General features: G+C 33.6%; 21 protein-coding genes. 6 read left to right on the plus strand and 15 right to left on the minus strand.

The annotated features are described in order from the left end of the window. From GXM16_RS22420 to rpsF, 7 genes are all read right to left on the minus strand, one after another. Window positions 1–239 (minus strand): hypothetical protein (locus GXM16_RS22420; RefSeq protein ID WP_163396730.1); only part of this gene is annotated, 239 nt, incomplete at its 3' end. A 59-nt stretch (window positions 240–298) separates the two neighbouring features. Continuing rightward, entirely contained in the window at window positions 299–6,595 is a 6,297-nt protein-coding gene (locus GXM16_RS22425) for an Ig-like domain-containing protein (RefSeq protein WP_163396731.1), read from the minus strand. A gap of 1,079 nt (window positions 6,596–7,674) precedes the next feature. Further along, complete coding sequence (locus GXM16_RS22430; protein WP_163396732.1) at window positions 7,675–8,148, minus strand: DUF6495 family protein; 474 nt, start codon at window positions 8,146–8,148, stop codon at window positions 7,675–7,677. Between the two features lie 58 nt (window positions 8,149–8,206). Continuing rightward, window positions 8,207–9,205 carry a hypothetical protein gene (locus tag GXM16_RS22435; RefSeq protein WP_163396733.1) on the minus strand — a complete coding sequence of 333 codons (999 nt, stop codon included), beginning with the start codon at window positions 9,203–9,205 and terminating at the stop codon, window positions 8,207–8,209. Window positions 9,206–9,296: 91 nt separating this feature from the next. Next, the gene (gene rplI, locus GXM16_RS22440; RefSeq protein ID WP_163396734.1) at window positions 9,297–9,740 is read right to left on the minus strand and encodes a 50S ribosomal protein L9; all 444 of its coding nucleotides are present in this window, start codon (window positions 9,738–9,740) and stop codon (window positions 9,297–9,299) included. A 67-nt stretch (window positions 9,741–9,807) separates the two neighbouring features. Then, the gene (gene rpsR, locus GXM16_RS22445) at window positions 9,808–10,104 is read right to left on the minus strand and encodes a 30S ribosomal protein S18 (RefSeq protein ID WP_007138295.1); all 297 of its coding nucleotides are present in this window, start codon (window positions 10,102–10,104) and stop codon (window positions 9,808–9,810) included. A 5-nt stretch (window positions 10,105–10,109) separates the two neighbouring features. Beyond that, on the minus strand, window positions 10,110–10,451 hold the full coding sequence (gene rpsF / locus GXM16_RS22450; protein ID WP_026729424.1) for a 30S ribosomal protein S6: 342 nt from the start codon (window positions 10,449–10,451) through the stop codon (window positions 10,110–10,112). A 175-nt stretch (window positions 10,452–10,626) separates the two neighbouring features. Here rpsF and GXM16_RS22455 point away from each other — a divergent pair, with 175 nt between their 5' ends. After that, complete coding sequence (locus GXM16_RS22455; protein ID WP_163396735.1) at window positions 10,627–11,325, plus strand: LytR/AlgR family response regulator transcription factor; 699 nt, start codon at window positions 10,627–10,629, stop codon at window positions 11,323–11,325. On the opposite strand, the gene priA is transcribed toward GXM16_RS22455, so the two are convergent. The 5 genes from priA to nadC all read right to left on the minus strand — a co-directional run bounded on the left by priA (window position 11,326) and on the right by nadC (window position 16,846). Beyond that, complete coding sequence (gene priA, locus GXM16_RS22460) at window positions 11,326–13,776, minus strand: replication restart helicase PriA (protein WP_163396736.1); 2,451 nt, start codon at window positions 13,774–13,776, stop codon at window positions 11,326–11,328. Between the two features lie 23 nt (window positions 13,777–13,799). Then, complete coding sequence (gene bla-B1-FLAV / locus GXM16_RS22465) at window positions 13,800–14,546, minus strand: subclass B1 metallo-beta-lactamase (protein ID WP_163396737.1); 747 nt, start codon at window positions 14,544–14,546, stop codon at window positions 13,800–13,802. Between the two features lie 9 nt (window positions 14,547–14,555). After that, window positions 14,556–14,987, minus strand: a complete 432-nt coding sequence (locus GXM16_RS22470) for a DUF2147 domain-containing protein (RefSeq protein ID WP_163396738.1) — start codon at window positions 14,985–14,987, stop codon at window positions 14,556–14,558. Window positions 14,988–14,990: 3 nt separating this feature from the next. Then, window positions 14,991–15,911 (minus strand): YihY/virulence factor BrkB family protein, encoded by a 921-nt coding sequence (locus GXM16_RS22475; protein WP_163396739.1) that lies wholly within the window; start codon window positions 15,909–15,911, stop codon window positions 14,991–14,993. Between the two features lie 77 nt (window positions 15,912–15,988). Further along, window positions 15,989–16,846, minus strand: a complete 858-nt coding sequence (nadC, locus tag GXM16_RS22480; protein ID WP_163396740.1) for a carboxylating nicotinate-nucleotide diphosphorylase — start codon at window positions 16,844–16,846, stop codon at window positions 15,989–15,991. Window positions 16,847–17,025: 179 nt separating this feature from the next. On the opposite strand from nadC, the gene GXM16_RS22485 reads away from it, so the two are divergent. The 4 genes from GXM16_RS22485 to GXM16_RS22500 all read left to right on the plus strand — a co-directional run bounded on the left by GXM16_RS22485 (window position 17,026) and on the right by GXM16_RS22500 (window position 19,865). Further along, window positions 17,026–18,126, plus strand: a complete 1,101-nt coding sequence (locus GXM16_RS22485) for a DNA alkylation repair protein (protein ID WP_163396741.1) — start codon at window positions 17,026–17,028, stop codon at window positions 18,124–18,126. A gap of 168 nt (window positions 18,127–18,294) precedes the next feature. Then, the gene (locus GXM16_RS22490; RefSeq protein WP_163396742.1) at window positions 18,295–19,176 is read left to right on the plus strand and encodes a pirin family protein; all 882 of its coding nucleotides are present in this window, start codon (window positions 18,295–18,297) and stop codon (window positions 19,174–19,176) included. 3 nt (window positions 19,177–19,179) lie between these two features. Then, window positions 19,180–19,575 (plus strand): OsmC family protein, encoded by a 396-nt coding sequence (locus GXM16_RS22495; RefSeq protein ID WP_163396743.1) that lies wholly within the window; start codon window positions 19,180–19,182, stop codon window positions 19,573–19,575. 5 nt (window positions 19,576–19,580) lie between these two features. Continuing rightward, window positions 19,581–19,865: a GNAT family N-acetyltransferase gene (locus GXM16_RS22500; RefSeq protein WP_163396744.1), complete on the plus strand. Its 285-nt coding sequence runs from the start codon at window positions 19,581–19,583 to the stop codon at window positions 19,863–19,865. Here the strand turns inward: GXM16_RS22500 and GXM16_RS22505 are convergent. From GXM16_RS22505 to GXM16_RS22515, 3 genes are all read right to left on the minus strand, one after another. Further along, a complete protein-coding gene (locus GXM16_RS22505; RefSeq protein ID WP_163396745.1) occupies window positions 19,862–20,809 on the minus strand; it encodes an ABC transporter ATP-binding protein in 948 nt (315 codons plus the stop codon). The two genes, GXM16_RS22500 and GXM16_RS22505, sit on opposite strands and share 4 nt — an antisense overlap. 103 nt (window positions 20,810–20,912) lie before the next feature. Then, window positions 20,913–21,608 (minus strand): YiaD family glycine zipper/OmpA-like lipoprotein, encoded by a 696-nt coding sequence (locus GXM16_RS22510; RefSeq protein ID WP_163396746.1) that lies wholly within the window; start codon window positions 21,606–21,608, stop codon window positions 20,913–20,915. 21 nt (window positions 21,609–21,629) lie between these two features. Beyond that, on the minus strand, window positions 21,630–22,133 hold the full coding sequence (locus tag GXM16_RS22515) for a lipocalin family protein (RefSeq protein ID WP_167519885.1): 504 nt from the start codon (window positions 22,131–22,133) through the stop codon (window positions 21,630–21,632). Between the two features lie 202 nt (window positions 22,134–22,335). On the opposite strand from GXM16_RS22515, the gene htpG reads away from it, so the two are divergent. Continuing rightward, window positions 22,336–24,219: a molecular chaperone HtpG gene (gene htpG, locus GXM16_RS22520; RefSeq protein ID WP_163396747.1), complete on the plus strand. Its 1,884-nt coding sequence runs from the start codon at window positions 22,336–22,338 to the stop codon at window positions 24,217–24,219. Window positions 24,220–24,480 lie beyond the last annotated feature (261 nt).

Raw genomic sequence — 24,480 nt, forward strand, 5'->3', positions numbered from 1 at the left:
AAGCAGAAATCTTGTGTAGTATCTGTTGTAGTCGGTGTACCCGGATTGTTTATAGTAATTGTTACTGCTAAACGAACCGAGCTTTCGCAATTCGTTACTGGATCTAAAATAGCTCCGTAGTAGATACCATTTGCCAAAGCGGTTGTTGGTGCAATAGCTGTTGTACTGGTCAATGAATTGTACCAAACCACATTTGCCTCGTTTACCTGAATATTGGCAACGGTTGGCGCATTTACCAAGCAGAAATCTTGTGTAGTATCTGTTGTAGTCGGTGTGCCTGGATCGCTAATCGTAATAGTTACTGCTTATACCAAACTACATTGGATTCGTTTACCTGAATATTGGCAACCGTTGGTGCATTTACCAAGCAGAAATCTTGTGTAGTATCTGTTGTAGTCGGTGTGCCTGGATCGCTAATCGTAATAGTTACTGCTAAACGAACCGAGCTTTCACAATTAGTTACAGGATCTAAAATAGCTCCGTAGTAGATACCATTTGCCAAAGCGGTTGTAGATGCAATCGCTGTTGTACTGGTCAATGAATTATACCAAACTACATTGGATTCGTTTACCTGAATATTGGCAACCGTTGGTGCATTTACCAAGCAGAAATCTTGTGTGGCATCTGTGGTTGTTGGTGTATCCGGATCATTTATAATTATGGTAGCTGTTTGAAGTGTCCCTGCTATATTTTCGCAAGATGTGTCACTTGAAACTCCAACATAATACGTAATCGGACTCACAGCACGTGTTAAACCTGTCACTGTCAAAACTCCTACAGAATTTATAGCATAAGTTACGCCGCTTACGGTTCCACTTGTTATTGGCTGAGTTTTATTTGCATCAAAATACCAATAAAATATAGGATTTAACAATACACTTGTAGGTATTAAAGTTGCTGGTACATTATGACAAACTGCTACATCATCAACTAAAATATCATTTTGAACTGATGGAGGTAATATAGTAAAGGTAATTTGTTTTCTGTCTGCTGCTGCAGTCTCACAAAATTCATCCGAACTAACTCCGACAAAATAAGTATAAGTCCCGGGAGTCAATCCATTTCTAATTAACTGAGAAGTTGTTTCACCTGCAATCAACTGACTTGTTGTTCCGTCAAAATTATACCAATGATAAATTGGATTTGTTAATAATGGGGTTCCACTTAAACTTGTATTTAAAGTTATCGTTCCTGTTGGAGAACAGATTGAAGTAACCGCTCCTCCATTAAGAGTAATATTTGTTAAAGCATTTTCAGGACTTGAAGCTCTTACTTCAATAGTAACTTCTCCTCTTGATAAGGCTTCACAACCATATCTTACCGGCTGTACATAATATTTATAAATTCCGGCTGCTAATGTTGCAGGAACTGTAAAAGTAATTCCATTCGCTACAACAGAACCACCTGTTGGCGAATCGTACCATATATAATTTGAACAAGGTTCTGTTGGAATTTGGAGTGTAACATCTGCTCCGGGACAAATCGTAACTTTATTATCAGGATCACCTTCTATTACTTTTGTATTTGCTACTCGTTCAACCGTATGAACTCTCAGAAAATCCAGAACACCGGCAACTCCGCCAAAACGAATTCTTAAACGGTCATACGCTTCAGGCAAAGAGGATACAAGTACCATTGACATTGTATTTCCAGGTAATACTCTAATACTTAATAATGTGCTGTTACTTTGAATTGGAGCTCCAACGGCAACATTTCCTAAATAACGCTGAATACTAAATCCGGTTAATAAATTAAGATCCAAAAGAGCTCCCGGCTTAGAAACGACAATTCTTAATGTATCACTTACAATTGATGGTGTTTTAAATGCAACCGTTAAATCAGCAGCAGCCAGAACTCCAGCCCCGCTATACATTGTTGCAAAAGTAGAAATATCATTGTCAGCTACGTTCCATGCATCACTAACTCCAACTGTAGAAGTTAAAGCCCCTATTGGAAGCCCTAAATCTGTAGCACCATAAAAAACATCCTGAATATCACCTGGTGTACAGGCTACCGTTGAAACCTTTTTCGTATAGTAAGCGTCAAAAACTTTAGTATTTTGAGCAACGCTCAAAAGTGATGCCGACTGAATTCTTATTCCATCATAGTCTTGTGGTCCTGAGGAATTTGCAGGAACAAAGGTATATTCAAAGCTATTATCTCCTGATAATAAATTCAAAAGTGATCCTGAGACGGATTGCATAGTTCCAATATCAACTCCGCTTTTAGTCCCAATTACTGATAAATTTTGTCCTAACGCTACTCCGCTATATTCAGAACCTAATTTAATAGTTACCGGAGTACCTTTTACAATATTTGCCGGCCAGGTTAAACTCTGCCAGGTAGTACCAACTCCTAAAAGACCAACTCCTGTAACTATTGTAGAATAAGTTTGTGTATTTCCATCAATAGCATTGGCAGGAGTAGTTACCCCGCCTGTTACAATTGAGCCGGAACTTTGTCCTGTAGCGTAAACTCTTTCTGTCAGTAATTGACAGCTATTCGGATCTATAACATTAATAGTAATTGTTGCCGAAGCAGAACAATTTAGAGCACTGGTAGCAACTACTGTATAAGTATACACTCCAGGAGTATTTAAAACTCCTGTCGTAAATACCGGTCCGGTCAAAGTGTTCCCCTGAGGATCAAACCATGCTAATGTTCCGTTTGATGTCGCATTTAATAAAACATTAGTCCCTGTATTTACTGATAAGAAAGGTGTTGCAACAACCAAACTTGGTAACGGATTAACAGAAACGGTTACCGGTAACTTACCGGATGGACATGTAACACCGTTACCTTGAGCCTGAATTGAGTAAACACCACTTGTATTTATATTAGCTGCAGCAGCTGCAGGTAAAATATTGTCTGAAGGGTCATAGAAAGTATAGGTTGTATCTCCTGTTGTATCAAAACCGGTTATAGCATTTGCTAAATTCACAGTTCCGCAACCTTCTAAAGCAGTACCAATTACTACCAAAGGTGTTACAGACGGAGAATTAACTGTTACCTGTTTCAGCGTATTAATAGCATTTTCGCAGGTAACTGCATTAACAACAGACACATAATAATTATAAGATGGTACAGCAGCACTTAGACCATTAATTGTTAATGCTCCTGTTGTCGGATTTTTAGAGAAAGTTACTCCAGGCTGTGCAACAACTGTAGATCCGGTTATAATTTCCTGTGTTTTGTTTTGATCAGTATAATATCTGAACTGCGCTCCAACTAAAGCTGATGTTGGAGTTAATACAACACTTCCGGCACAAGAGGCTTCTAATGGAGTATTAATTGTCACATCTGCAGCAGTCGCAAATGGTGATACTGTTACCGTAACAGGCTGACGAACACTATTAACGCAAGTTCCATCACGTGTTGCCTCCAAATAATAGGTTGTCGTTGCTGTTAACGCTGGTGTTGTATATGTTGATATTGGAGAAAGTTCTGTTCCTGAACTTGCAGCATCATACCATTTAAATGTTTCTCCCGCCACACTTGAAGTAGCAGCTAAACTAGCGGTTTGTCCACTACAAATTGGAGATACAGCACCGGTAACTACAGCATCCTTAAATCTATATGAAGCTCCATAAATATCTAAGTTTGTTAATAAAGTAACCAATCCTCCAAGTCGAATTTCAACCTTATTAAATGTCGCCGTTGCAGTAAAACTTGCTTTAAATCTATTACCTGATAATAATTGTAAGCTTAATAAACTATTAGTGAGAAACCTTCTGTCATTGTTATCAGTTGCGCCATTATGAGTTCCTAAACTAACACCTCCTAATAATGATACATCTGCTAAACCTCCTGGTAATTCTAACTCAACATCAATGATATCCCCTATCTGACCAGTTGTTGGGAAAGTTACGACTTGTTCAACAAATGTTCCAAGTAACCCTGCAACCGTAGAAAGTCTTGTAAATGTATTTACATTTGTATCAACAGATCCTCCAGGATTGGTGAAACTACACAAAACGCACAGCAAGCTCGGATCTACGTGTGTGTCTTGCGAATTAGCCTGTAAACAACTACTAGCTGAATTATTTATCAAAACGTTAATCGCTGTCCTTCCACTGCTTAAACAACCTGAAGTTATGCCTCTGGCTGCAACATAATAGGTTCTATTTACTGTTAAAGCTGGTGTTGTGTAGGTATTGGTTCCTGTCGCCAAAGCAGTTCCATTATTGGGTACATCATACCAGTCAAATGTAACATTAGAATCCAGACTTGATACCTGTAACGCTACACTCTGTCCGGACTGAATAACCACATTTGATGATGCTGCAATTGGTGCCGTTGGTAATGGGGTCACAGTCACTGTAACTGCAGTACGCGTTGCATTCAAACAACTTCCTATTTCTGCTTCAACGAAATAGGTAGTATTGGCAGTTAAATTTGGAGTTATAAAAGAAGTACCAGTAAACACTAAATTTCCGGCTGAAGCTGCGTCATACCATTTGTAAACAGTACCTACAACAGGTGCCTGAATATTCAATGTAGTAGTTTGTCCACTACAAATTGTTGTTCCTGTCGCATCTACAGCAGGCGCAATAGGATTATTAATTGATATTACTACGGGAAAACGCTCACTGTTCACACAGCCATTTCTGGTTATTTCTGCATAATAAGTTGTTGGAACAGTCAAAGCAGGAGTTGTAAAAGAAGTAGTACTCGCCAAAGAAGTCCCTCCTAATGGTACATCGAACCAATTAATAGTTTCTCCAACTCCAATATTAGCGACTATAGTTGTAGTTTGTCCACTACAAATAGTTTTATTCGCTAAACCTGTTGGAGATTTATATCTGTAAGTTGCCTGATAAATATCTAAACTTGTTAGTAATGCTGCTAAACCTCCTAATCGAATCTCAACACGATCAAAAGCAGCTCCGGCTTCTACACTTGCTTTAAAACGATTTCCTGATAATAATTGCAACGTTACCAGAGAATTATTAATAAAAACTCTGTCATTATTATAGGCTGCTCCATTATAAGTTGCCAAACTAACAGCTCCTAAAAGGGCAACGTCAGCTAATCCACCTGGTAATTCTAATTCAACATCAACAATATCTCCTGCTCTGCCCGGATTATTAAATTGTAATGTTTGCTGAATCCATCCGTTTATTAAACCAACAGGAACAGTAAGTCTTGTTGCTGTTGCAGGATTACCGTCAACAGAATTATTCGGGTTTGTTACACCACATAGTAAGCATAATCCATTTTGATTTGTTTGTTGGCTACCAGCTTCTAAACAGCCTCCCAAAGCTGCTGGCTGAACATTAACAAGTACTGGAATTCTTGCGCTAACACAATTTCCAGTTGCACTTTGGCTTTCAACATAATACGTTTTTGAAGCTGTTAAAACCGGTGTCGTAAATGTAGGCGAATTAATTGCAATTGCAGATCCTCCATTGGAAACATCATACCAATTGAGCGTAACTCCCGGCTCTGAAGTAGTTGCATTCAAAGCAGCATTTTGACCAGACTGAATAGTTACACTCTGAGTCAAAACTGTAGGAACAGCAGGAATAGCTGTAGAAATTACATCAACCTGAGTTCTTGCAGGACTCAAACAACTTCCTATCACTGCTTCTACATAAAAACTTGTAGTTCCCAAAGGAACAGTTGGAGAATAAGTATTACCCGAAGCTAAAGAAACACCGTTTACCGCTACACTATACCAATTGTAAGTTGTTCCCGGTATCGGATTTATTACAGAAAGCAAAGTCGATTGTGTTCCTCCCGAAGAACATATAGAAGTTCCTGAAGTACTTATTACTGGTGCTACAGGATTTGAAACATTAATTTGTACTGGAACACGTTCACTGCCTTCACAACCAGCAGCTCTCGTAACCCCCAAATAATATGTTGTATTTGCAGTTAAATTTGGGGTTGTAAAATTATTTCCTGATATCAACGGAGTTGTAGAAGTTGCCGAACTAAACCATTCCAGAGTAGTCCCGGATGCAGGTGTAGCTGATAAATTTAAAGAACTACCAGAACAAACGGTCTGTGTCAATCCATTAGTAACAGTGGGCTTTGCAAAATCCAGCCTTACATCATAAACCCTTAAATTTACCAACAAACTTAGAAGCCCTCCTACCTGAATTCTGACTTGGTTCGTATCTCCTGGTAATGTATAACGTATTACAGCAATTTCATTTCCGGGTAATAATTGAAGATTTAACAATCCATTATTTAAAGGAACTGGGGCAGCAACATCCGCTCCGGAAAGTTTTGCCTGAATTGTCGCATTTGATAAAAGACTCAGATTCAACAAACCAGGTCCCGTTCCAAAATAAATTACAATTTGATCTCCAGCCTTCGCAGTCTGATTAAAGGTTAATGTTTCTTGTGCAAAACAAGCTAAACCAAGTACATTGCTTACCGTAGCAAACGTACTCATACTTGTATCAAATGCATCATTTGGATCAGTTACACTCATACCTGCACATAAAAGACCGCCTGTACTATTAGTTTGCGAAATCGGCCTACATACATTTTGAGCAAAAGAATTTGAAAATAAAAGCAAAAAAAACAATGCTCCTAATAATCCCTTCTGAAAGTTGAGATTAAAAATTTGTAATTTTTTTTTCATAATTTGGAAGATTAGAAAATGGACAATAGAAACCCTGTTGCAGTAAGACAACCGTCTTATACAATTTTAAAAAATTAAAAATCAATCAGTTAAACAGTCAAATTCAATTCATACAATTGAACTTAACCTAAAAATTTAAAAAAAATAGCATAACCAAAGAGCGTTATTGTTAATTAATAAAAAAACGTCTTAAGTATTTGCTGAAGCATAAAGCTTCCGATAAGGAGTGATTTGTTTTAGAGCAATTTGAATTTAGAAACTCTTTTTAATATGCTGTACAATTTTACATTTATAAAAAGTTGATTATTCTTTCCATAAAAAACAATTTTAAGAAAACTGACTTAAAAAGTTGAATACAATATATCTTTTATATAAAAATTACCCAAAATGATTAATTAGGTCATCATCTATTGGGGGGAAAAGGTATTAAAAATAAAATACGAAAATAATATTTAAATTGATGGAAAAATTTTGACTTATGAATAAACTTACAATTAGTCAAGTTTAGAAACACCAAAATAATACTTATGCTGAATACAAATTTGATAAAGAGAATAAATATTAAGTCCATAAGCAACTATTTAATACGTTATTATAAAACTTCACATTATGCAATAAAAAGTAGTTTCTTGATTTTGAAATAATTAATTATGTATTCATTTCAACTACGAAACTTTTGTTTAATCTTTATAATCTAAAATTAAAAAAAAACAAATTACCAAACAAGAGTAAAATTCTTATTTTTTAAAAAAAATAAAAAACAAAACACACAAAAATAGTCTAAAACGTTATAATTACTACGATGGCCGACATAAATAATAGTTAAAAATATCACAACAAAAACCTTGTTTTTTTATGATATTTTTCAATTAAAAAGAAAAAACTTACAAAAAAGCCTTGATTAATGATGTTTTTAAGCAAAAAAAAGGTTTTAAGAAATATTAATGAATAATTAAAAGATTAATAAAAAAACAGGTAAAAATACGGGGGGCTAGATAGCAAAAAGATTAAACAAAAGTTAAAAACATTAAAAAAAATTAAAAAACCACCTAATCATCTAAATATCAACACATAAAGTGTTATGATTCTAAAATTGAATTAATTTGCTGAAACAATTGTCCTTCACTTAAAAAAGCACCTTGCTGTATTAATTCAAAAATTGAAGAATTTCGATCATCAGTAAAGATTTTCTTTCCTGTTTTCATCTCTATCGCATCTGTAAACATATTATCACTTAGCCATTGCAAACCATCCCTGGTCAAAAAATCGGTTTCCGCAACTAAAGACTTCAATACAATAGATTGTACATGAGTTTCAAAACAATGAAATAAAAAGATATGATTTTTAGAAAAGTGTTCTAAAAATTCTGCTCTCGACAAGACTCCTTCCCAAATTAAATCCGAAAAAACATCCAGTTCCTGTTCGGCAACTTCCGGCTTATTTATTTTTAAAGAGTCCCACTCAGCTTTATCAATAGCCTGGGTGGCTAAAAAACTAGCAAATTCAGCATGTAATTCTTCAAACTGTTCTTTAGTTAATCTTGCGTATTTCATTTTATAAATATAAAAAGCCTGACTTTTGTTAAGTTTGCAAATTTATACTTTTAAAAGTTTAATCAAATGTATTTCTTGAGAAAAAGACTTCTCTTATTGAAACAATATTTAATGGAAATTCAACAATAACATGAAGCGTACTTAAAAAATACAAAACTATCACTCCTGTCTTATAGCTATAAACATACAAAGCCACTGATACTAGCCATAAAATCAAAATAAATACTAAATAAGGCCTGGAAATGTTTCTATCCCATCCAATTATTGATGTTTTAGAAAACCAATTCAAATAATGATAGGTATATGAAAAAGCAATGAATGTTTGAATTTTTATAATTACAACAGAATTAAAGTCAAAATATGAAATTGAAATATCACTTAAGATTTGATTTACAGATACAATAACATTTTTAAAACCAGTCTCTAAAAAAATATCTTTCACTAATTCAGACGTATGAAATACAAACAGAAAAGGATTATACGAAATAAACAAAGGAATGAAAAGCAAAATAATAATTGCAAAAACATCATGAACAGAGTAGCTTTTTAAAGCCCCGAGAATCATAAATAATAGTGTAAAAAAATACACATGAATAATAGTTGGCAAAAAGATACTGATAATAAAAAAAGAAAAGGGAAAAAATTTCAGAAACAATAATCCAAAAATGAAAGCAAAAATTAATGTCAAAAAAATCTTTTTAGACTCTTTAAACAACACCAATCCGATAGAAAACACCAAACCAGAAACAAGCAAAACACCAAACAACAACATGAAATAGCTGCTTAAGTAATTAGAAAACACAGCTTCTAATTTTAAATATTTAAAAAGCACCAGAAAAGTTATTGCTATGGCAAACAATATTAAAATCCAGATATATCTTCTCTCCTTGACAAAATAATTCTTTTGATGAAGCCAATTAATTTCAGTCAGGTAATGTAATGGCCCTAAAACCGCATAAGAAAAAAGAAAAAGTTCAAATGGAAGCATTAAAGACAAAAACAAGGATACCAGAATCAAAATAACATTCAATCTCCCAATTTTACTTGCTCTAGTCATTTCAAATATTTTCTAAAATATAAATATAAAAAAAATCCCGAATTCATCTTTTAGAATGAAACGGGATTTAATATATTATAAACTTAAAAAATTATGCTTTTTCAGCAACAATTTCGTATGGTAATTCAACGATTACATCTCTATGTAAACGAATTGTAGCATTGTATTTACCTAAACGCTTCACAACACCACTAGTGATGAATTTTCTATCAATAGCATTACCTGATTTTTCTAAAGCTTCAGCAATGTCGATGTTTGTGATAGAACCAAAAAGTTTTTCTCCACCAGCTTTTGCAGAAAGTTTAATTTCAAGAGATTTTAAAGTTTCAGCTAACGCTTTAGCATCAGCAACAACTTTAGCTTCTTTGTGCGCTCTTTGTTTTAGGTTTTCAGCTAAAACTTTTTTAGCAGAAGGAGTTGCTAAAGTAGCAAAACCCTGAGGGATTAAAAAGTTACGACCATAACCAGGTTTTACAGATACTACGTCATCTTTAAATCCTAAGTTCTGAACGTCTTGTTTTAAAATAATTTCCATGTTGTTGTCCTTATAAGTTAGAAGTTAGGTTCCATTTGACCGGAAACCAACAACTTTGTTTTTAATACTATTTTAATAAATCGGCCACGTATGGCATTAAGGCTAAGTGACGAGCTCTTTTTACAGCTACAGACACTTTTCTTTGGTATTTCAAAGAAGTACCTGTTAAACGACGAGGAAGAATTTTTCCTTGCTCGTTAACGAATTTCAATAAGAAATCAGCATCTTTATAATCGATGTATTTGATTCCTGATTTTTTGAAACGACAATACTTTTTAGTTTTGTTAGTTTCTATATTTAAAGGCGTTAGATATCTGATATCTCCGTCTTTTTTTCCTGAAGCAGATTGTTGTAATGTTGCCATAATAATTAAGCTTTTGTAGATTTAAGTTTAGCTCTTCTTCTTTCAGCCCAAGAAATTGCATGTTTGTCAAGACTTACAGTCAGGAAACGCATAACTCTTTCGTCACGTCTGAATTCAGTTTCAAAAGCAACAAGAACTTCTCCAGCTACTTTGAATTCGAATAAGTGATAAAAACCACTTTTTTTGTTTTGGATTTCATAAGCCATTTTTTTAAGACCCCAATCCTCTTTCGATACCATTTCAGCTCCTCTACTAGTAAGAAATTCTTCAAATTTCGTTACTGTTTCCTTCACCTGAACTTCAGATAAAACGGGATTTAAAATGAAAACAGTTTCATAATGATTCATAAATACAATATTTATTTGTTAAAATTGGGTGCAAAAGTAACCATTATATTTTAATAACCAACATTTTTTTTCTTTTATTCGTTGAAATGCAAAAAACAGACTTCCATCTTAGTTTTTTTTCCAAAAAAATAATACATTTACTATTGTAAACTTGAATTTATTAAATCTAACTCTTATGAAACTAAACTGTGTTGTTGTAGATGATAGTTCTATACAGAGGGCAATTATTGCAAAACTAGTAAACAATCATCCTGGTTTACACCTGATTGGAGACTTTTCTAATGCAATAGAAGCAAAAAGTTGTATCTCTTTAAATAATATCGATTTAATATTTTTAGATATCGAAATGCCTGTTATTAATGGTTTTGACTTTCTGGATGGTTTAAAATCAAAGCCTCAAATCATATTTATTACTTCTAAAGCTGAATATGCCTTAAAAGCCTTTGACTATGATGCCACAGACTATCTTCAAAAACCCATAGCCGTTGATCGTTTTAATGCTTCTGTAAAAAGAGCAATTGACATGCATATACTTAAAAAAGAGGTAAAAGAAGAGGAAGGTGAACACATTTTTATTAAAAGTAACCTAAAGAAGCTCAAAATTTTCACATCAAAAATCAAATGGATTGAAGCTTTTGGAGACTACGTAAGGGTTGTTACAGAAGATGACAGTAATTTAGTCCTGTCAACAATGAAGTCTTTTGAAAATGACCTGTCTAAGGAAAAATTTATTCGCGTTCACAAATCTTATATTATTAATATTGATAAAGTTGAACGCTTCAACAGTAAATTTGCAGAAATTGGCATTACTAAGATTCCGCTTAGCCGAAACAAAAAAGAAGATTTAGTAAGAGCATTATCAACACCATCGTAATTAATAAAAATCTACATTTATAATTAACTTTATAGCTCTGTACTGAGCAACAGCCTCAAAACTATTCAACATTTTCTGAATAGTTTTTTTTGTACCTGCTAATGGCACATTTTGCGGAATTTTGATTAAAATTGTTCTTATATATTCATTCCTTATTCTGTTAATTGCAGGTTCTTCCGGCCCTAAGACAGGGATATGTAAATTTTGACTTAAAACCTGGTACATCCACATCGATCCTTCTTTCAATTTATCATAATCACGATGTTTTAATGTCAGTTTTATAATTCTGAAATAGGGCGGGTATTTATAAATCTGACGATCATATAGTTGTTCCTTATACATACCACTATAGTTATTCATCGTAACCTGCTGGATTGTATTATGGTCCGGATTATAAGTCTGAATCACTACTTTGCCTTGTTTTTCTGATCTACCTGCCCTTCCGGCAACTTGCGTCATCATCTGAAAACTTCTTTCAAAGGCTCTAAAATCAGGATGATGCAGCATATTGTCAGCATTCATAATTCCGACCAGACTCACATTATCAAAATCTAATCCTTTAGCCAGCATTTGTGTACCAACCAGAATATCTATTTCACGATTTTTAAATGAATCTATAATCTTTTCAAAACCAAATTTTCCACGTGTTGTATCCTGATCCATTCTCCAGGTTTTGGCTTTTGGAAAAAGCGACATTAATTCCTGTTCAATTTGTTCAGTTCCAAAACCCTTGGTCGTCAGATCAATACTCGAACAACTGTGGCAATTGGTTGGTTTTGCGATCGAATATCCACAATAATGACAACGTAACTGATTTTTATGCTTATGAAAAGTAAGACTCACATCGCATTGCTGGCAATGAGGAACGTGACCACAAGTGAGACATTCTATTATAGGAGAATATCCCCTTCTGTTTTGAAACAAAATCACTTGTTCTCCTAAGGATAAAGCTTCAGCAATTTCCTCTATTAAAAGATCACTAAAGTGTCCCGTCATTCTTTTCCTAAAGTGTTTGTCTTTTAAATCAACTAAAACAATTTCAGGCATTCGGACATTATTATAGCGTTCTGTAATCGTAACCAAACCGAATTTTCCAGCCTGAGTATTAAAATAAGTCTCAATGCTTGGTGTTGCAGATCCTAAAAGTACTTTCGCATTATGAAAACTAGCCAAAACAATTGCCGCATCGCGAGCGTGATACCTTGGAGCAGGATCTGTCTGTTTAAAGGTTTGCTCGTGCTCTTCATCAACAATCAACAAACCAAGATTAGTAAAAGGCAAAAACAAAGCCGACCTTGCCCCTATTACAATTTGCGCCTTATCCGAATTTTCTAATGTCTGCTTCCAGACTTCTACCCTTTCATTATTACTGTATTTTGAATGAAAAACAGCTACTTTATCTCCAAAATGAAGTCGCAAACGAGAAACCAATTGGGTCGTAAGTGCAATTTCCGGCAAAAGATATAAAACTTGTTTTCCTGTTTCTAAGTATTCTTCAATTAACCTAATATATATTTCTGTTTTTCCGCTTGAAGTAACACCATGAAGTAAACAAACCTCTTTTTCTAATAATTTTTTTTTAATTTCACTATAAGCCGTTTCCTGAGCTTTGCTTAACAATAATTGTTTCTCTGAAGCCGTTCCTTCAAAAGAAACTCTGTCGTGCTGCAAATAATATTCTTCAAAAATTTCCTTTTCAATCAATGCTTTTACCACTGCCGAAGTCGAATTTGAAACTTCTATTAACTTCTTAACTGTGATTGGTTTCTTTTCAGAAGCGGTAATCTGAAAATATGCCAAAACAATTTCTTTTTGCTTATTGGCGTTTTTGAGAACTTCTAATAATTCATTTAAACCACTGTCTGATTCATATTTTGAATGCAATTTCACATAACGAACCAACTTGGGTTTATAGCTTTCTTTGATCTCTTCTTCTAAAACAATAATATCTTTAGCAATCAGTTTTTGAAGAACCGGAAGTATGTTTTTCTTGTTCAAAATTGAAATGACATCCTCAACCTTAAGAGAGCTTTGATGATGTAAAGCTTCATAAATCAAAAATTCATCATCAGAAAGCTCGCTGTCATTTACCGTCACATTTGGCTTATGAGAAATAATCGTTTCACTTTCAAGTAATAATCCGGCAGGAAAAGCGCCTCGGTACACATCTCCTATTCCGCACATATAATAATTCGCCACCCAAATCCAATGTTTAATCTGAATTTCGGTTGCAATTGGTTTTTCATCTAATATCTGATGGATTTCTTTCGCTTCATACAAACCTGGCCCATTTTGATGCATATCAATAACAAGTGCCGTATAAATTTTACTTTTTCCAAAAGGTACCGCCACCCTCATTCCTTTTTTAATAAAATAGAATTCAGCTTCAGCAATACGATAAGTAAAGGTTTTAGCTAAAGAAAGCGGTAAAACGACTTCAACGAAAAACATGTAATTATTTTATAATTGATGAATTATTTTTTACCTGAAACTTGCGCAGTATTGTATTTCTGAACCATTTTCAAAGTATGCTTTAAAGATTCTACATTCGTCCAATCGTCATGACCCGGAATAATATAAATTGGGTTCTTAAATTTAGTTTGAACCTTTTGGATTGATTTTTCCCATTCTTTCACATCAGCATTACCCAAATATCCTAAATCTTTTGCCTCAGCACTTTTAATAAAGCAACCTCCATAAAGCACTTTTTCTTTATCAAACCAAACTACAATATTGTCCGGAGCGTGTCCTTTTCCTGGATAACAAACTTCAAAACTATGTTGTCCTATTGTAAATGTAGTATCATTTGGAATTATAAACTCGGCTCTTTTTTTGTTTTCACTCTTAAGAATTTCATCTGTAGCCTTTATTGTGTAAGTTTTAATTTCTTTTTGTCTGTAAAATTCCAAGCCTCCTGCACGATCTTCATGAGAATGCGTCGCAAAACACATTATGACATCTTTATTATGCTTTGCTTTTATGTTATCCAATAGAGGCTGATACTGTGTTTCATCCCATGGTGTATCAAACAAAACGACTCCTTTATCTGTAACAAGATACATAGCATTAGCAGAAATCAACGTCCCATTGTAATCATGAAACGTCTTATAAACATAAAAGTCACCCGTAAGATGACTTATTTGTAATGGTGAATTCTTAGATTGCCCGGAACTATCAAATAGTACCCCTAAGAATAAAATTATCGATGCTAAATTTTGCATTTTTTCAAATTAATTTTTCACCCGTGTCCAATATTGTGTTCTCCCTACAATAGAAATCCCGACATAGCCACGAAGTTTTAATTTATCAGCAGAATCCAAAGTAATGTAACACTTGTATTTTTTTCCATTTGTCGGATCTAAGATTGTTCCTCCATTATACTCAGCCCCGTCTTTTTTAAGTCCGTTGATGATTACCATACCCATAATAGGTTTATTTTTTTCGGTTCCATCACACTTTGTACATACATCTTTTTTACGATCAGCACGAAGTATATCAACAACTTTCCCGTATATTTTTCCGGATTTTTCATAAATCTCTACTATTGATTTTGCCTCACCAGTTTCATCATCAATTGTTTTCCATTTTCCAACAACACCTTGCGCCTGAATAGAGCATAAGGTTAGAAAAAAAACACCAAGAGCTAACATCCAATTTTTCATAATCTATTTATTTTTTTGTCTTAATTTCCTGATGCTGGCATTGAGCTCAAAGCCCAATAATAGTATCATACAGTTTATCCAAATATAAAACATTAGAATTAATAATGTGCCAATAGAACCATAAAGTTCGTTGTATTTTGAAAATTTTATAACCCAAATCCCAAAAAAGAACGAAGATATAATAATTAAGACTGTAGTAAAAACTGATCCAATGCTAATAAATGGCACTTTACTATACTGTTTTGTACCATAACGCAATAATATTGAAGATGTTATCAGAATCATCAGCATAACAAACAAATATCTTCCCAGAATAATAAGCGGAATACGATCACTCAATACATCCTGAATAATTGTTTTTTGGATAAATACCTCAAAAACAACAATAGTAGCCACAGTTACAAACAATATAATGGTCATTACAAGCGAAATTGCTATTGCTACCAAATATTGGCTAAAAAAACCACGTTTATCAAAAACATGTTTTGAGGATTCAAAACCACTAAGAATACCATTTATACCATTTGCCATTAAAAAAATGGAAAGCAAAAATCCTGATGACAATAACCCCGAGTGACTATTGTTTAAAATATCGCTTATGATTTTACTAATCGCATCATAAGTATTTGGCGGAACACCTTGTTGCACAAACTGCAAAAAATCGTTCTGAAATCCTTCAATAGGAATGTAAGGTATCAAATTCAGTATAAATAGTGCAAAAGGAAACAAAGCCATAAAAAAACTAAACGATACTGCACTGGCATGGTAAGAAAATGCTCCCTCAAGAATACCCAGAATATACATTTCGAGTAAATCATACAACGAAAAACCTTCTAACCAAGGTAATTTTATATTCTTTAAAAATCTGACTAAAAAACGTATAACTGGTATTTTTTCAAGCCGATCTCCAATCTCTTGCGACATATTTTATAGTTTTAGATTGCTGAGTTTAGATTTTCAGGTCACAAACTCTTAAATGTATAAAATGACAAATTACTTGTTTAGAAAGCTTTCAGACTCAAATCCATATTATAAACAGAATGTGTTAAAGCACCAGAAGAAATATAATTCACACCGCAAAGACCATATTCCCGAATCGTTTTTTCAGTAATGTTTCCTGAAGATTCTGTCTGGCATTTATCACCAATTAATGCTACAGCCGTTTTAGTATCTTCATAATTAAAGTTATCGATCAAAATTCTGTGGACTCCGTCACTTAATAAGATCTCACGAATTTCATCCAAATTCCTGGCCTCAACTATAATTTTTAAATCCAGATTATTAGTTTTTAGATACTCTTTGGTTTTATTTATTGCTAAAGTTATACCACCCGCAAAATCAATATGGTTATCTTTCAGCATTATCATATCGTACAGAGCATATCGATGGTTTTCACCCCCACCTATTTTAACTGCCCATTTTTCTGCCACTCTGAAATTTGGAGTTGTTTTACGTGTATCTAATATTTTAGCATCAGTTCCCTCCAAAAGCTGCATCAAATTACTCGTTTTTGTAGCAATTGCTGACATTCGCTGCATCGTATTCAAAACCACTCTTTCTGCTTTTAAAATAGATTGAGAACTTCCCGAAACTTCAAAAACAACTTCACCATATTCTACATGAGTCCCGTCTTCAATAAAAATTTTAACTTTCAATTTTGGGTCTACATGCTCAAATATCATTTTAGCCAATTCCACACCTGCAATAATTCCCTGGTCTTTTACTAACAATTTAGCTTGTCCATTGGCAGTATCCGGAATGCAGGCAAGCGAACTGTAATCGCCTGATCCCACATCTTCTCTTATAGCATTGGCAATCATTAGTTTTAATTCGGCCTGGAATTGTGCTTCACTGATCATCTTTATAAATTTTATGAAATGCTAAATTAGGACATATTTTATGGATTTAAAAGTTTCGGTATAATTTTAAAAATTGTAAATTAATAAGTATATCTGAAAAACAAGGTTAGAATTAATCATATAGTGCCCAATAAATCGAAGAACATTAAATATCTTTGAGATTCATTCAAGCAAAATTTATGGGACTAATTAAAGATATTTACTCGCTTTCTTTTTACGAAAAATTTAGTCAGGCGGTCACAGAAGTACATCCTTCTTTCAATAAACAGAAATTCATTGATGCGATTTATGAAGGCGACTTCGCAAAAAAAGAATGGAAAGAAAGAATGAAACACACAACAATTGTTTTACATCAATTTATGCCTCAAAAATTTCCTGAAGCCATTATTTTGATTAATAACATCATTACAAATCTTAAAACAAATAAATCTATAAATGGCGGTTTAGAATATATCTTTTTTGCCGATTATGTCGAAATGTACGGTTTAGAAGATTTTGAAACTTCAGCGAAAGCATTTGTTTATATAACACAATTTATTAGCTGTGAGTTTGCGGTTCGTCCTTTCATTTTAAAATATAAGGAAAAAATGATTGACGAAATGACAAAATGGTCTTTACACGAAAATCATCATGTAAGGCGATTAGCCAGCGAAGGCTCACGTCCGAGATTACCATGGGCAATGGCAATTCCGTTTCTTAAAAAAGATCCTGCTTCTGTTCTTCCTATTTTAGAAAACCTAAAAAATGATCCGTCAGAATACGTTCGAAGAAGCGTTGCCAATAATTTGAATGATATTGTTAAAGATAATCCTCAAATAGTACTTGAAATAGCTTCAAGATGGAAAGGTCATAGTAAAGAAACAGACGGAATAATCAAACATGGATGCCGGACTTTATTAAAACAGGGGCATCCTGAAATTTTAAGTCATTATGGTTTAGAAAGTACAAATATTGAACTTTCTTCATTTGAGATCAAAACACCTATTGTAAAAATTGGAGATTATCTGCAATTTCATTTTCACTTAAATAATAAAAATGAAGAACCAAAAACTATTCGTTTAGAATATGCGGTTCATTATAAAAAAGCAAAAGGACATCTGGCAAAAAAAGTCTTTAAAATCAGTGAGAAAATCTATAATCCACACCAATTAACAAAGATTGAAAGAAACCAGTCTTTTAAATTGATTACAACACGTGTTTTTCATCCGGGAGTTCATCGATTATCAATTATAATTAACGGAAGAGAGAGTCCCGTTTTAGAATTTGAATTGATTGATTAAAACACAAATTGACAGAATTACACAAATCGATTGGTTCTAATTTCTATAATTCGTATTTCTTTTATTTCTTATTTTTATAATTATAAATCTAACAACAACTTTTCTTAATCTAAATTAAGTTACAGACTTGTACTATCACTGTAATTTTGTTTTCAAATAAAATCAACCATGTCAAATATCAGTTTAATCATCGAAGAACGTGCTGCCAATATTGGCAATTTTATGGTAGGCAGATTATTGCCTTTTCGTGAAAAAAGAGCCGTTGGACCATTTGTATTTATCGATCATATGGGGCCTGCACATTTAAATCAATATCAAAATATGGATGTTCCTCCGCATCCGCATATCGGACTTTCTACGCTTACTTTTTTGTTTGAAGGAAGCATTATGCACCGCGATAGTTTAGGAACGGAATTAGAAATAAAACCAGGTGCTGTAAACTGGATGACCGCCGGAAAAGGAATTGTACATTCTGAAAGAACTCCGGAATATTTAAGACATTCCGACAAAATGCTTCATGGATTACAAATTTGGGTAGCGCTTCCAAAAGAACTGGAAAAAATGGATCCAAATTTTACACACGTTGAAGCACAAGACATTCCGGCTTGGGAAGAAAATGGCGTTTCATATAAACTGATTGCAGGAGAAGCTTTTGGCAAAAAATCACCGGTTCCTGTTTACAGTCCGTTATACTTCATAGAAATCAAAAGCAAAGATGCTGCTAAAATCAATATCGGAAAAGATTTATTCGGCGAAAGTGGCTTGTATATTTTAGAAGGAAGCATCAAAAGCGGGGAACATGTTTACGATCCAAAACAAATTTTGATTACAAATGACAGTACGCTTTGTGAGTTTGAAATTGCAGCAAACTCAACTGTTTATATTTTTGGGGGAGAGCCTTTTCCCGAAGAACATTTTATCTTTTGGAATTTTGTATCTTCTGATAAAAACCTTATCGAGAAAGCCAAACAAGACTGGACAGCTCAGACTTTCCCAAAAGTTCCGGGAGAAACCGAATTTGTCCCATTACCAGAACCAAGAATTAAATAACTTATGGAAACATTATCAGCAAAAATAGATACACGATTGTATCGTACCGAAATAACATCAGCCAGCGGGAATATTGTAATCGCAGACGAACCACAGGAAGTTGGCGGAAAGAATTTAGGTTTTAGTCCTTCTGAACTTTTGGCCTCTTCTTTAGCTTCGTGTACTTTAATTACCTTACGAATGTATATCAACAGAAAGCAGTGGGACGTTTCTGAAATCCATATTAAAATAAATTTTGAAAAAGACAGCGATCAAAATATTTCTTTATTCACCCGAAAAATTGAAATAACAGGAGACATTGACGAAAGCCAAAGACAAAAACTGCATATAATAGCAGACAAATGCCCAATTCACAAAACACTTACCAATACTATAAAAATACAAACAACTATAATTTAATTATCATGGAAATCAAACAAATAAACGATATCAAAAGAGGCTATTTTGAAGCTATAGAAGACGACAAACAAGCTGGAAAAATGACCTATACTTGGGCCGGAGATGCAAAATTCATCATTGACCATACAGAAGTAAATGAAGAATTTCACGGAAAGGGTGTTGGCAAAAAACTAGTTATGGCAGCTGTAGATTACGCCAGAAATAATGGCCTGAAAATTATTCCGCTTTGTCCATTTGCAAAAAGTGTTTTTGACAAAACAGAAGATATTCATGATGTATTATTCCGTTAAATATTAAGCCCCAAGAAAATAGTTATTTCAAGAGGTAGATCAAACTCGTTCTCAAAAAATATCAATTGTCTTTTGTAAACAGTTTCAATCAAATAATGATTTCCTCTAAAATACGTTCTTCTCACTTTAACTTCCAAATCAGAATGCTCAACCATGATCAACTGATGCGGATAAACTAATGATTTTTCAGTTTCATCTTCGGAAAGTCGTAATAAATGAGTTGGAATCTCATTAACTTCTCCAAAAAGAGATGCAACATATTTCGAAGATGGATTTGTATAAATTTCTGCCGGATTACCTTTTGTAATAATTTCACCGTTGCGCATAACGATAGCTTCATTCGCAAATGATAAAGCATCTGTACTATCATGTGTCGCAATAATACAGGTAATTTTTTTCTGCTTTAAATACCGGAACAAATTTCGGCGTAAAGCATTTTTCCTAAAAGCATCAATCTGGCTAAAAGGTTCATCAAGCAAAATTACTTCGGGTTCTAATGCTAAAACACGAACTAATGCTACTCTTTGCTGCTGTCCTCCACTTAAAAATTTCGCTTTAATATTTGAAAACTGCTCCATCTCAACCATTTCCAAAAGCTCCTGAACACGCAGCTTTTTCATATTGGCAAAACCATTAGAAAGAAACTTCCCTACGTTTTCAGCAACTGTTTCATAAGGCGATAAATCGAAATCCTGAGCCAGATATTTCATATAAGGCATTCCAGGTATTAAGTTATATTTTGGACCTAAAACTGGTTTGTCTTCGTAAAAAATTTTTCCTTCATCCAAATCATACAGTCCATATATGAGTTTTAAAAGCGTACTTTTTCCACAGCCGCTTTCACCAATAATAGCAATGTTTTCGCCTTTATTTATACTAAAAGAAACGTTTTTTATAACAGGTTTATCGGTATACGAAAATGAAATATTTTGAATGTCAAGCATGGGTTCTAATTGAGAGTTCAAATTTACAATGTTTAATTTCGAAAGGCAAAAAAAAGCTGCTTCAATTAAGAAACAGCTTTTAATAAATTTTATTGCAATTTAATTATTTTCCAGCCTGCGCTTTAGCATCATTCACCATTTTATCATTTGCAGTAATTGCAAACTCAACACGACGGTTTTGAGATCTTCCTTCAACAGTTTCATTAGATGCAATCGGATCAGCGATTCCTAAACCTGACGTCTTAAAACGGCTTGATTGTAATCCTTTTGAAACTAAATAAGCTTTTACAGATGCAGCTCTTTGTCCTGAAAGAGTTAAATTATATTCTGGTTTACCAGTATTGTCTGTATATCCAAAAATTTGAATATCAGTATCTCCATACTCATTAAATACCGGAACTAATTTATCTAAGTTTGCTTTTGCCTGTGAAGTTAAAGTTGATTTATTGGTATCAAAGCGAACAGCATTTTCGTTAAGAGTTAAGTGAATACCTTCACCTACACGTTCTACATCAGCACCTGGTAAAGCCTGATCAATTTCACGAGCCTGTTTGTCCATTTTATTTCCAATAAGTGCTCCGGTACCTCCACCAACAGCAGCTCCAATTGCAGCTCCAAGAGCAGCGTTTCCGCCTTTACCTAAATTATTACCTAATACAGCTCCAATCACACCTCCTGCAACGGCACCAATTCCGGCACCCTTTTGAGTGTTATTAGCATTTTTAACTGAATTGCAGCTTGCAAATAAACTAACTAATACAAGTAAGCTGCTCAATCCTAAAACTGTTATCTTTTTCATCTTTTTTATTCTTCTTTAAAATTAATTAGCTCTTTGAAATTGGTAAGTGACATCTTTAGATTGTCCACCAACATTAATTGTATCAATCAACTGAAATGAATTATCAGTTAATCCTGCCACTTTTAGCAAGTATCCTGTTCTCACATTTTTTGATTTTGTTCCCGGATCAACAATTTTCAACACAAAAAGTCCCTGATTATTAATACTCCAGACAATTGGAGAAGTAAATGCTGTACAACTCGGAGAATTCAATGTCATCGTACCTTTATTATTGTTGGAAATAAAACTCCAGGTACTACCTATAAAACACTTAGAATCTGCAAGATCAAAAGAATTTACCTTAATGTAATCAGACCCGGCATAAGAAACATTTGTAAGTATCCAATTTCCTTTGATAGCAACCTGAGTTCGTCTGTCAAGTTTCTTTGAAAGTTCTGTTGCTTCTGTAGAAGCATTAGTTGATGAAGCTGATTTACACGCAAATAAGATCGTGGACATCATGCAAATGAAAATAAATTTCTTCATTTTGTAGAATTATTTAAGTTATTACTTACACATTTAACAATTATTGTATCACAAAGATACAATTCGTGAAAATATATTCAGTTCCAAAATCCGATTATTTTCTTTCAAAATTAACACATGCGACATTTTGTCACTATACAAAAATTGGTATTTAATTTGAATAAGTGAAAATCATCTAATTAAACTAAAAAATTAAAAAAATATGACAACAGGTAAAATTAATGTTTCCGTAGAAAACATCTTTCCCTTAATCAAAAAGTTCTTATATAGCGATCACGAAATTTTCTTACGTGAGCTTGTATCGAATGGTACCGATGCTACTTTAAAGTTAAAACATCTGATTAGCATTGGAGAAGCTAAAGTAGAATATGGAAATCCCCTTATTGAAATCAAAGTTGACAAAGAAGGAAAAAAAATCCACATTATTGACCAGGGTTTAGGTATGACAGCTGATGAGGTTGAAAAATACATCAATCAGGTTGCTTTTTCTGGAGCCGAAGAATTCCTTGACAAATACAAAGATTCTGCTAAAGATTCAGGAATTATTGGCCATTTTGGTCTTGGTTTCTATTCTGCATTTATGGTAGCGGAAAAGGTTGAAATTATTACAAAGTCTTATAAAGATGAGCCAGCTGCACACTGGACATGTGACGGAAGTCCTGAATTCACTTTAGAACCAGCTGACAAAACTTCACGTGGTACGGAAATAATTTTGCACATTGCAGAAGATTCTCTGGAATTTTTAGATGATTCTAAAATTAGCGGACTTTTAAATAAGTATAATAAATTCATGCCTATTCCGATTAAATTCGGAACAAGAACTGAAACGCTTCCAAAACCAGAAGACGCTCCTGAAGATTACGTTAATGAAACGGTTGAAACTGACAACATCATTAATAACCCAAATCCTGCCTGGACAAAACAACCTTCTGAATTATCTGATGAGGATTACAAAAACTTCTACAGAGAATTGTATCCAATGCAGTTTGAAGAACCATTATTTAATATCCACTTAAATGTAGATTATCCTTTTAACTTAACCGGGATTTTATATTTTCCGAAGTTAGGTTCTGATATGCAAATTCAGAAAGATAAGATTCAATTATACCAAAATCAGGTTTATGTTACTGATAACGTTGAAGGAATTGTACCAGAATTTTTAACGATGTTAAAAGGTGTTATTGATTCACCTGATATCCCATTAAATGTTTCTCGTTCAGGTTTACAGGCTGACGGTGCAGTAAAGAAAATTTCAAATTACATTACACGTAAAGTTGCTGATAAACTAAAAGCTTTATTTAATGAAAATCGTGCTGACTTTGAAACAAAATGGAACGATATTAAAATTGTTTTAGAATATGGAATGCTTTCCGAAGATAAATTCTACGAAAAGGCTGGTACATTTGTATTGTACCCAACTGTAGATGATACCTATTTTACTCTTGAAGAACTAAAAGAGAAACTAAAAGAAAACCAAACTAATAAGGATGGAAAACTGGTAGTACTTTATGCCGGAAATAAGGATGCTCAACACTCTTATATTCAAACAGCAAAAGAAAAGGGATATGAAGTATTGCTTTTAGATTCTCCAATTATTTCCCACTTAATTCAAAAAATAGAAGGAGACAACAGAGATTTGACTTTTGTTCGTGTAGATTCTGATCACATTGACAATCTAATTAAAAAGGATGAAAATACAATTTCTAAATTATCTGATGAAGAAAAAGAAACTCTTAAAGCTTCATTAGAATCTTACATCCCAAAAGCATATTCTGTTCAGCTAGAAGCGATGGACAGTCAGGCTGCACCATTCATTATCACACAACCAGAATTCATGCGTAGAATGAAAGAAATGAGCCAGTCAGGTGGTGGTGGAATGTTTGGAATGGGTAACATGCCGGAAATGTACAATTTAGTTGTAAACACTAACTCTGATTTAGCTTCCAATATTTTAAATACCGAAGACAAATCAGCTCAGGAAAACTTAGTCAAACAAGCCTTGGATCTTGCTAAATTATCTCAAAATTTATTAAAAGGAGAAGAACTTACAGCTTTTGTAAAAAGAAGTTTTGATTTGATTAAATAGAGATTTAATTATAACACATTTATTAACCTGCATACGTAAGTTTGCAGGTTTTTTTATTTTAAATAATATGATTATACTTTAAGATAACCCACAATTCACCACCATAACGAGAAAGATTAAATAATACTAGAAGATTCTCTTAAAATTTGGAAATTAATAATCTAAAGTATAACTTTTAATATTTTTATAGCATTTCCCTGTGGGCCGGGCTGTCCGCTGTATCTTTTGTTCATGCAGGTTTGGGGTATGATACAGAATATC

Source organism: Flavobacterium limi (assembly GCF_010645075.1).
In the GTDB taxonomy this organism is placed as follows: Bacteria; Bacteroidota; Bacteroidia; order Flavobacteriales; family Flavobacteriaceae; genus Flavobacterium; species Flavobacterium limi.

What these genes read in the sequence shown, in the direction of transcription:
- GXM16_RS22510 (WP_163396746.1), bottom strand. Translation starts at nt 21,608, where the DNA reads ATGAAAAAGATAACAGTTTTAGGATTGAGCAGCTTACTTGTATTAGTT.
- GXM16_RS22425 (WP_163396731.1), bottom strand. Translation starts at nt 6,595, where the DNA reads ATGAAAAAAAAATTACAAATTTTTAATCTCAACTTTCAGAAGGGATTA.
- rpsR (WP_007138295.1), bottom strand. Translation starts at nt 10,104, where the DNA reads ATGGCAACATTACAACAATCTGCTTCAGGAAAAAAAGACGGAGATATC.
- rpsF (WP_026729424.1), bottom strand. Translation starts at nt 10,451, where the DNA reads ATGAATCATTATGAAACTGTTTTCATTTTAAATCCCGTTTTATCTGAA.
- GXM16_RS22515 (WP_167519885.1), bottom strand. Translation starts at nt 22,133, where the DNA reads ATGAAGAAATTTATTTTCATTTGCATGATGTCCACGATCTTATTTGCG.
- GXM16_RS22435 (WP_163396733.1), bottom strand. Translation starts at nt 9,205, where the DNA reads ATGACTAGAGCAAGTAAAATTGGGAGATTGAATGTTATTTTGATTCTG.
- GXM16_RS22490 (WP_163396742.1), top strand. Translation starts at nt 18,295, where the DNA reads ATGTCAAATATCAGTTTAATCATCGAAGAACGTGCTGCCAATATTGGC.
- GXM16_RS22430 (WP_163396732.1), bottom strand. Translation starts at nt 8,148, where the DNA reads ATGAAATACGCAAGATTAACTAAAGAACAGTTTGAAGAATTACATGCT.
- rplI (WP_163396734.1), bottom strand. Translation starts at nt 9,740, where the DNA reads ATGGAAATTATTTTAAAACAAGACGTTCAGAACTTAGGATTTAAAGAT.
- htpG (WP_163396747.1), top strand. Translation starts at nt 22,336, where the DNA reads ATGACAACAGGTAAAATTAATGTTTCCGTAGAAAACATCTTTCCCTTA.
- GXM16_RS22470 (WP_163396738.1), bottom strand. Translation starts at nt 14,987, where the DNA reads ATGAAAAATTGGATGTTAGCTCTTGGTGTTTTTTTTCTAACCTTATGC.
- priA (WP_163396736.1), bottom strand. Translation starts at nt 13,776, where the DNA reads ATGTTTTTCGTTGAAGTCGTTTTACCGCTTTCTTTAGCTAAAACCTTT.
- GXM16_RS22495 (WP_163396743.1), top strand. Translation starts at nt 19,180, where the DNA reads ATGGAAACATTATCAGCAAAAATAGATACACGATTGTATCGTACCGAA.
- GXM16_RS22455 (WP_163396735.1), top strand. Translation starts at nt 10,627, where the DNA reads ATGAAACTAAACTGTGTTGTTGTAGATGATAGTTCTATACAGAGGGCA.
- GXM16_RS22505 (WP_163396745.1), bottom strand. Translation starts at nt 20,809, where the DNA reads ATGCTTGACATTCAAAATATTTCATTTTCGTATACCGATAAACCTGTT.
- GXM16_RS22485 (WP_163396741.1), top strand. Translation starts at nt 17,026, where the DNA reads ATGGGACTAATTAAAGATATTTACTCGCTTTCTTTTTACGAAAAATTT.
- GXM16_RS22500 (WP_163396744.1), top strand. Translation starts at nt 19,581, where the DNA reads ATGGAAATCAAACAAATAAACGATATCAAAAGAGGCTATTTTGAAGCT.
- GXM16_RS22475 (WP_163396739.1), bottom strand. Translation starts at nt 15,911, where the DNA reads ATGTCGCAAGAGATTGGAGATCGGCTTGAAAAAATACCAGTTATACGT.
- nadC (WP_163396740.1), bottom strand. Translation starts at nt 16,846, where the DNA reads ATGATCAGTGAAGCACAATTCCAGGCCGAATTAAAACTAATGATTGCC.
- bla-B1-FLAV (WP_163396737.1), bottom strand. Translation starts at nt 14,546, where the DNA reads ATGCAAAATTTAGCATCGATAATTTTATTCTTAGGGGTACTATTTGAT.